Origin of the sequence: Streptomyces sp. NPDC058964 (genome assembly GCF_042741275.1) — a bacterium.
Classification (GTDB): domain Bacteria; phylum Actinomycetota; class Actinomycetes; order Streptomycetales; family Streptomycetaceae; genus Streptomyces.
In genome coordinates this window covers 8872-17014 of the sequence record NZ_JBHYKH010000127.1, presented here as the reverse complement: position 1 = coordinate 17014, position 8143 = coordinate 8872, and the positions used below count along the sequence as shown (strand labels likewise).

Below are 8143 nucleotides of genomic sequence, written 5' to 3'. Positions count from 1 at the left end.
GCCGCGGGCGGGGGGGGGGGGCGCCCACCCCCCCCCCGGGCCCCCCCCCCCCCCCTCGACCGTGGCACGCAGGACGGCCCTCAGATCGGCGGCGAGGTCGCCGGTGTCCGGGAACGCGTACGGCTCCTGCCCCGCGGCCTGTGCCACCTGCTCGCCCAGGTCCAGGAAGGCCTCCAGGAGCACGTCCGCCTTCGACGGCCACCAGCGGTAGATGGTCTGCTTGCCGACCCCGGCCCGGGCGGCGATCCCCTCGACGGTGGTCTTCGGGTACCCGACCTCCCCCACCAGGGCGAGGGCGGCGTCGTAGATCGCGCGGCGGGACTTCTCGCTGCGGCGGGTGGCGTCGGGGGCGGGCTTCTTGACCATGGGTCGAGGCTAACCAGGAAGACAACCCGTTCGGCACACGCGCCGACGCCCCGGACGACGCACCATGGGCACCATCCACCCCTGCGGTACCGGAGGAGCCCGTCTTGGCCCTTTCCCGCCGCGCCACACCCCGGCGCTATCTGATGTGCTCACCCAAGCACTTCGAGGTCACGTACTCCATCAACCCGTGGATGGACCCCCGCAAGCCCGTCGACACACTCCTCGCGGTCGCCCAGTGGGAACTGCTGCGTGACCTCTACCGCTCCCTCGGCCACACCGTCGAGGAACTCGCCCCCGTCCCCGGCCTGCCCGACATGGTGTTCGCGGCGAACGGCGCCACCGTCGTGGACGGCAGGGTGCTGGGGGCGCGTTTCGCCCACCGGGAGCGGGCGGAGGAGGCCGGCGCGCACCTGGACTGGTACCGCGCGCACGGCTTCGCGCACGTCCACGAACCCGTCCACGTCAACGAGGGCGAGGGCGACTTCGCCGTCACCGCCTCCTATGTGCTGGCCGGGCGCGGATTCCGGGCGAGCCCCCTGTCGCACGGGGAGGCGCAGGAGTTCTTCGGGCGTCCGGTGATCGGTCTCGAGCTGGTCGACCCGCGCTACTACCACCTGGACACCGCCCTGGCCGTCCTCGACGACGCGGCGGACGAGGTCATGTACTACCCGGCCGCCTTCTCGCCGGGCAGCCGGGAGGTGCTCCGCCGCCTGTTCCCGGACGCGCTGCTCGCCGCTGACGAGGACGCGGCCGCGTTCGGGCTGAACGCCGTGTCGGACGGTCTGCGCGTGGTGCTGCCGCAGGCGGCGGCCGGGCTGTTCGGCCCGCTGCGGGAGCGCGGCTTCGAGCCGGTCGGCGTCGACCTGAGCGAGCTGCTCAAGGGCGGTGGGAGCGTGAAGTGCTGCACGCAGGAGCTGCGCGCGCTACGGCTGTGACGTGCCCGTGCCCGTGCCGGTGCCCGTGCCCGTGTCCGTGTCCGGCGGCCAGGGGTCGCCCCAGTCCGCGTCGCGGGCCGCCTTGTACAGGTCGCCGTGGCGTTTGGTGACCGTCGTGCGGCGCAGCTGCTCCTCGGCCTCGCACAGGTCGAGGAGCACCTGCCCCTTGCGGATCTGCGGGCGCCGGACCACACGGGCGGCGGCCGGGGCGGCCGGGAAGCGGACGGCGGCGACGTAGCTGAACTTCTCGTCCTCGTAGGCCAGTGAGCCGCCCTTGACCTGGCGGTGCAGGGACGAGCGGCTGACCCGGGCCGAGAAGTGGCACCAGTCCTCGCCGGGGACGATGGGGCAGGCGGCGCTGTGCGGGCAGGGGGCGGCGACCTGGAATCCGGCGTCCACCAGCCGGTCGCGGGCCTCGATGACGCGGGCGTACCCGGCGGGCGTGCCGGCCTCGACGAGGACGACGGCCCGCGCCGCGGCCGCGGCGGCGTCCACCAGGGAGGCGCGGTCGGCCTCGGAGAGTTCGTTGAGGACGTACGAGACGGTGACGAGATCGGTGCTCTCGATGGTGAGCGCCGCTCCGATGCGTGAGCGCTGCCACCGGGCGTCCCGCAGCGCCGGGTTGGCCGCGGCGATCTCACGGCCGAGGGCCAGCGCGGGCTCGGCCCAGTCCAGCACGGTCACCGGCCGGTCCCCGTCCCAGGTCGCGCTGACGGCCCAGGTCGCCGCGCCGGTCCCGCCACCGACATCGACATGGCTGCCGGGCGCCCAGCCGGGCACGGCCGCCGCGAACGCCTCCAGCGCCGTCCGCACCGCCTCGAAGGTCGCGGGCATCCGGTACGCGGCGTACGCGGCCACGTCCGCGCGGTCCCGCAGGATGGGGGCGTCCGTCGGGGTCTGCCCCCGGTAGTTCGCGATCAGCCGCTCCACGGCACCGGCGGCCTGCTTCGGCGGGAGGCCGTCGAGCAGCCCCGCCAGAGCGGAGCGGAGGTTTTCGGCCGGGGAGACGGGGACGTTCACCCCGCGATTCTCTCAGGTCTCCCGAACCGCCCGGGCCATCCGGGTCGCCGCCCTCGCCCTGGGCCCGCTGTCCGGCGGCCGTCTCCTCGGGTGCACCGTGTTGGCCAGCAGTACGAGGAACGTGTCCGTGGCCGGGTCGAGGACCAGCGAGGTCCCCGTGAAACCCGTGTGGCCGGCCGCTCCGCGCCCGGACAGCTCCCCCATGAACCACGGCTGGTCGACGGCGAAGCCCAGGCCGGGCGGGGTCAGCAGCAGCTCCACGAAGTCCGGGCCGAGGATGCGCGCGGGGCCGTACGCGCCGCCCGCCAGCAACGCCCGGCAGAAGACCGCCAGATCCCGCCCCGTCGAGAACAGACCCGCGTGGCCCGCCACCCCGCCCAGCGCCCACGCGTTCTCGTCGTGGACGACCCCCCGCAGCATCCCGCGGTCGGCCTTGGCCCACGGCCGCCGCTGGTCCTCGGTCGCCGCCGCACCCCGGCAGGGCCCGAAGCCGGTCGCCGTCATCCCGAGCGGGCGGGTGATCCCCTCGTGGACGAGGACGTCGAGGGTGCGTCCGGTGATCCGCTCCAGCACGCACTGGAGCAGCAGCATGTTCAGGTCCGAGTAGAGGTACGCCCCGGGTTCGGCCGTGGGCGCCTCGGCGCGCAGCAGCGCCAGGCGGGCCGCGTCGTCCGCGCAGTCGTACAGCGGGAGTTCGGGGCGCAGCCCGGAGGTGTGGGTGAGCAGCTGCCGGACGGTGATGCCGTGCGCGGCGGCGGCGCGGAACTCGGGAAGGTAGGCGCCGACCCGCGCGTCGATGCCGAGGGTGCCCCGCTCGATCTGCTGCATGGCGGCGACGGAGGTGAACAGCTTGGTGAGGGAGGCCAGGTCGAAGGGGGTACCGACGGTCATCGGCACCCGGGCGGCGGGCGGCAGTTCGACGTGCCGCCCGGCCTCCGGGTCGTACGGTCCGTACCGCACCGCCCAGCCCGCCGCCTCCGCGACGGCGATGACCGGCCCGCGCCCGGCCAGCACGACGGCGCCGGCCGCCCAGGGGCGCGCGCCGGCGGTCAGGTCACGGACCTCGCGGACGAGACGGTGCAGTTCCTCCGGGTCGAGCCCGGCGCGTTCCGGCGTGCCGACGCGGAGTTTCGGTGTGCTCAGCTCTCCCCCAAGCTCTCGGCTTCGCCGGACAGGGGGGCGCCCCCCTCCTCCGCGTCCGCGCGTGTGATCCAGGGACGGCACATTCCCACGAAGCAGGCCAGGGCCACCAGTGCTCCGGCCAGTTGGACCACGGCCATCGGGACGGCGGTGTGCTCCCCGGCGACCCCGACCAGCGGGGAGGCGGCCGCCCCGACGAGGAAGGCGGAGGTGCCGAGCAGCGCGGAGGCGGAGCCGGCGGCGTGCCGGGTGCGCAGCAGGGCGAGGGACTGGGCGTTGGGGAGGGTGATGCCCATCGCGGACATCAGCACGAACAGGGCGGCCGCGACGGGGACCAGGCCCGCCTTCCCGAGGGCGCCGGTGGACATCAGCAGCAGGGCGGTCGCGGCGAGGACGATCACGGTCAGTCCGACGGCCAGCACCTTGTCCAGGCGCACCCGGCCGACCAGCACCTTGCCGTTGATCTGCCCGGCGACGACGAGGCCGACGGAGTTGAGGCCGAAGAGCAGGCTGAAGGTCTGCGGGGATGCGCCGTAGATCTCCTGGACCACGAACGGGGAGGCGCTGATGTAGGCGAAGAGCGCGGCGAAGGCGAAGCCGCCCGCGAGCATGTAGCCGGTGAAGGGGAGGTCGGCGAGCAGGCCGCGCATGGAGCGCAGGGCCTGGCCGACCCCGCCGTCGTTGCGTTCGGCGGGCGGGAGGGTCTCGGGGAGCCGGAGCCAGACGAGCGCGGCGAGCGCGGCCCCGACCACGGTGAGCACCACGAAGACGCCCCGCCAGTCCGTGACCCGCAGGATCTGTCCGCCGATCAGCGGCGCCACGATCGGGGCGACCCCGGATATCAGCATCAGGGTGGAGAAGAAGCGGGCCATCGCCACGCCGTCGTAGAGGTCGCGTACGACGGCCCGTGCGATGACGATCCCGGCGGCGCCCGCCAGGCCCTGTGCCAGCCGGAAGGCGACCAGGGTCCCGACGTTGGGCGCCAGTGCGCACAGGACGGTGGCGACGAGGTAGACGGCGAGGCCGGCCAGCAGCGGGCGTCTGCGGCCCCAGCGGTCGCTCATCGGGCCGACCACCAGCTGTCCGAGGGCCATTCCGGCGAGGCAGGCGGTGAGTGTGAGCTGGACGGTCGCGGCGGGGGCGTGCAGGGAGCGGGTGACTTCCGGCAGGGACGGGAGGTACATGTCCATCGCGAGCGGGGGTGTGGCCGTGAGACCGCCGAGCACGAGGGTGACGAGGAGACCGGTGCGGCGGGTGGCGGGGGTGGACGGGCTCCCGGGTGCGGGCAGTCGTTCCGTGTCCGGTGTCGACGCCGCCGCGTGCTCGGGCATGTGTCGTCCCTCCCCTTTTGGGCCTCGTCGATCTCGTCGGTTGAATCGGCACCTATGCTCTCAGCTCGTACACAGTGCCGAGGGTCACATGAGCGAGGGCGGGGCCGGTATGGCGGAGCGGAACGTGCGGTGGGGAATCCTGGCGACGGGAGGGATCGCGGCCGCGTTCGCTGCGGACCTGGTGGATCTGCCGGACGCGGAGATCGTGGCGGTGGCCTCGCGCAGCCATGACCCCGCGAAGGCGTTCGCAGAGCGGTTCGGGATCCCGCGGGCGTACGGCGACTGGGAGTCGCTGGCCGGCGACGAGGACATCGATGTCGTGTACGTCGCCACTCCGCACTCGGCGCACCGGGCGGCCGCAGGCCTGTGCCTGGAGGCGGGCCGGAACGTGCTGTGCGAGAAGGCGTTCACGCTCAACGCGCGCGAGGCCGGGGAACTGGTCGCGTTGGCGAAGGAGCGCGGCAGCTTCCTGATGGAAGCGATGTGGATGTACTGCAACCCGTTGGTACGGCGGCTGAAGGCGCTGGTCGACGACGGGGCGGTCGGCGAGGTGCGCACCGTGCAGGCCGACTTCGGGCTGGCCGGTCCGTTCCCGCCCGCGCACCGGTTGCGGGACCCCGCGCAGGGCGGCGGGGCGCTGCTGGACCTGGGCGTGTATCCGGTGTCGTTCGCGCAACTGCTGCTGGGTGAGCCTGCGGACGTGATGGCGCGAGCGGTGCTCTCCGAGGAGGGCGTCGATCTTCAGACTGGGGCACTGCTCTCCTGGGAGAGCGGGGCTCTCGCTTCGGTGCACTGCTCCGTCGTGGGCGGTACGGGGATCACCGCCTCGGTCACCGGATCACGCGGCCGCATCGACGTCCCGGACGGCTTCTTCCACCCCGACCGCTTCGTCCTGCACCGCGACGGCCGCGACCCCGAGGAGTTCACCCTCGACCCGGCCGACGGACCGCGCAGCAGCCTGCGGCACGAGGCGAAGGAGGTCATGCGCGCCCTGCGGGCGGGTGAGACCGAGTCCCCGCTCGTGCCTCTCGACGGGACCCTCGCCGTGATGCGGACACTGGACGCGATACGGGAGCGGATCGGGGTGCGTTACCCCCGGGAGACGGCGGCCGAGGAGTCCGTTACCGTCCAGTCGTAGCCGAACGGTGGACTTTCGATTCCGCATCGCGGACTTCCCGCCTACGCTGCGGAGTCATGACTGACAGGCAATCGAAGATCGCGGTGGTGACCGGTGCCGGTTCCGGCATCGGCCGGGCCGTCGCCGTGGAACTGCTGCGCGCCGGCTGGTCGGTGGCGCTGGCCGGGCGGCGGGCGGAGCGGCTGGCGGGCACGGCGGCACTGGTGCCCGAGGCCGACTCGCTCGCCGTACGCACGGACGTCGCGTCACCCGACGCCGTGGCGGCGCTCTTCGCCGCCGTGCGCGAGCGGTACGGGCGGGTCGATCTGCTCTTCAACAACGCGGGCACGTTCGGGCCCGGCGGGGTGGCCGTGGAGGACCTGCCGTACGAGGCCTGGCGGCACGTCGTGGACACCAACCTCAACGGGGCTTTCCTGTGCGCACAGGCGGCGTACCGCCAGATGAAGGAGCAGAAGCCGCAAGGCGGCCGGATCATCAACAACGGCTCCGTATCCGCCCATGCGCCCCGTCCCGACTCGGCCGCCTACACCACGACCAAGCACGCGCTGACGGGTCTCACCAAGTCACTGTCGCTGGACGGGCGGCGGTACGGCATCGCCGTCGGCCAGATCGACATCGGCAACGCGGCCACCGACATGACGGCCCGGATGCAGACGGGCGCGCTGCAGGCCAACGGGGAGATGGCGCCGGAACCGGTGATGGACGTGGCCGACGTGGCACGCACCGTGCGGCACATGGCCGAGCTGCCGCTCGAGGCGAATGTGCAGTTCGCGACGGTGCTGGCCACGGCGATGCCGTACGTCGGGCGGGGCTGAGCGCCCCACGGGTCGTCAACTCCTCAACCTGCGCAAGCGGAATTCGAACATCCGCGGTATTGCGGCCGGTGGCGGGCTTATGCTCAACTTCCTCCACAAGAGCTTCACAGTTGAGGCATTGAGGTTCCGCCGACCACACCGAGGGGGGAGGCGGCAGCCGTTCCACCGGACCGGAGTGGGGGTGGACCTCGCGCGGGACCGCGGGGTACGCACCGGTGGGTGGAACGGCTGCCGCGTACTTCGCCCTCAGCCCTGGTCGGCGCCCTCCGCGCCCGGCTCCCCCGCGGCCTTCGCCCTCATGCGCCGCCGCAGCGCCCAGACACCTGCCCCCAGCAGCGCCGCCGTTCCCCCCGCGCCCTCCAGCAGTCGCCATGCCGACGGGTGCCCGGAGGCCGCGCCGGGCGCGCCCGCGGCCGCCCTGGCCGTCTTGCGCTCGGGAACCGGGCTCGCGCTCGCGCTCGCTCCTCCCTCGCTGCGCGGCTCGACCAGCGTGCCCACCGACTGCGCCGAACCGCCCTTGCCGAAGCCCCAGTCGAGCAGCGCGGCGGTCTCCTCGTAGACGGCGTTGCCGCCGCTCGTGGGGTGCATCACGGTGACCAGCAGGGTGCGACCGCCGCGGGTGGCCGCGCCGGTGAAGGTGTTGCCGGCATGGCTGGTGTAGCCGTTCTTCACACCGATCAGACCCTTGTACGTGCCAAGGCCCCACGCCCCCGTCAGCAGGCGGTCGGTGTTCTGGATCTGGAAGGTCTTCTTGCCGCCCGCGGGGAAGTCGGCGGTCCTGGTGCCGCAGTAACCGCGGAAGTCGTCGTTCTTCAGGCCATGACGGGCGAACAGCGTCAGATCGTACGCCGAGGAGAGCTGCCCCTTGTGGTCGAAGCCGTCGGGGCTGACCACATGGGTGTCCAGGGCCTGCAGATCCTCCGCCTTGGCCTGCATCTCGGCGACCGTCTTCGCGACCCCGCCGTTCATATGGGCCAGCACATGCACCGCGTCGTTGCCGGAGCGCAGGAACACTCCCTGCCACAGCTGCTCGACGGTGTAGGTGATACCGGGCTTGACGCCCACGAGGCTGGAGCCGGACGGTATCCCGGCCAGGTCGGCGTCGGTGACCGTGTGCCGCTCGGTCCGCTCGAACTTCTCCAGCACGGTGTCCGCGAACAGCATCTTCAGCGTGGACGCGGGGGCCAGCCGCCGGTGCGCGTCGAACGCGGCGAGCACCTCCCCGCTCTCGCAGTCGGCGACGAGCCAGGAGCGGGCGGTGAGTTTCTTGGGCAGACCGGTGGCGCCCTGCACCTGGATCCCGCGGCGGGCCAGCCGTTCACCACCGACGACCGTCGTGGCGGAGGCGGGGGCGGCCGCGTACAGGGGCGGGGCGGCGGGCGGGAGACCCCGATCGGC

8 protein-coding genes are annotated in these 8143 nt (G+C 73.2%); 3 read left to right on the top strand and 5 right to left on the bottom strand.

The genetic code is table 11. The annotated features are described in order from the left end of the window. Positions 1-366 (bottom strand): TetR/AcrR family transcriptional regulator (locus ACFW2E_RS17945; RefSeq protein WP_384467433.1); only part of this gene is annotated, 366 nt, incomplete at its 3' end. A gap of 104 nt (positions 367-470) precedes the next feature. Between ACFW2E_RS17945 and ddaH the strand changes: the two genes are divergently transcribed. After that, positions 471-1301 (top strand): dimethylargininase, encoded by an 831-nt coding sequence (ddaH, locus tag ACFW2E_RS17940; RefSeq protein ID WP_384467431.1) that lies wholly within the window; start codon positions 471-473, stop codon positions 1299-1301. On the opposite strand, the gene ACFW2E_RS17935 is transcribed toward ddaH, so the two are convergent. From ACFW2E_RS17935 to ACFW2E_RS17925, 3 genes are read right to left on the bottom strand one after another with little or no spacing between them, the layout of a single operon-like run. Continuing rightward, positions 1290-2321, bottom strand: coding sequence for a small ribosomal subunit Rsm22 family protein (locus tag ACFW2E_RS17935; protein WP_384467429.1), 1032 nt, complete (start codon positions 2319-2321; stop codon positions 1290-1292). The genes ddaH and ACFW2E_RS17935 overlap by 12 nt on opposite strands. A gap of 12 nt (positions 2322-2333) precedes the next feature. After that, positions 2334-3545, bottom strand: a complete 1212-nt coding sequence (locus ACFW2E_RS17930) for a serine hydrolase domain-containing protein (protein WP_384467427.1) — start codon at positions 3543-3545, stop codon at positions 2334-2336. Beyond that, entirely contained in the window at positions 3461-4792 is a 1332-nt protein-coding gene (locus ACFW2E_RS17925) for a multidrug effflux MFS transporter (protein WP_384467425.1), read from the bottom strand. Before ACFW2E_RS17925 ends, ACFW2E_RS17930 begins: the two co-directional genes overlap by 85 nt. 109 nt (positions 4793-4901) lie before the next feature. Here ACFW2E_RS17925 and ACFW2E_RS17920 point away from each other — a divergent pair, with 109 nt between their 5' ends. Together ACFW2E_RS17920 and ACFW2E_RS17915 are read left to right on the top strand one after the other, a co-directional pair. Continuing rightward, a complete protein-coding gene (locus ACFW2E_RS17920) occupies positions 4902-5930 on the top strand; it encodes a Gfo/Idh/MocA family protein (protein ID WP_384467441.1) in 1029 nt (342 codons plus the stop codon). Positions 5931-5986: 56 nt separating this feature from the next. Further along, positions 5987-6745, top strand: coding sequence for an SDR family oxidoreductase (locus ACFW2E_RS17915; protein WP_384467423.1), 759 nt, complete (start codon positions 5987-5989; stop codon positions 6743-6745). Positions 6746-6991: 246 nt separating this feature from the next. On the opposite strand, the gene ACFW2E_RS17910 is transcribed toward ACFW2E_RS17915, so the two are convergent. Further along, positions 6992-8143 (bottom strand): D-alanyl-D-alanine carboxypeptidase family protein (locus ACFW2E_RS17910; RefSeq protein ID WP_384467421.1); only part of this gene is annotated, 1152 nt, incomplete at its 5' end.

Excerpts from the sequence above, each read along its gene's own strand:
- ACFW2E_RS17920 (WP_384467441.1), top strand. The coding sequence starts at position 4,902 with ATGGCGGAGCGGAACGTGCGGTGGGGAATCCTGGCGACGGGAGGGATC.
- ACFW2E_RS17925 (WP_384467425.1), bottom strand. The coding sequence starts at position 4,792 with ATGCCCGAGCACGCGGCGGCGTCGACACCGGACACGGAACGACTGCCC.
- ACFW2E_RS17915 (WP_384467423.1), top strand. The coding sequence starts at position 5,987 with ATGACTGACAGGCAATCGAAGATCGCGGTGGTGACCGGTGCCGGTTCC.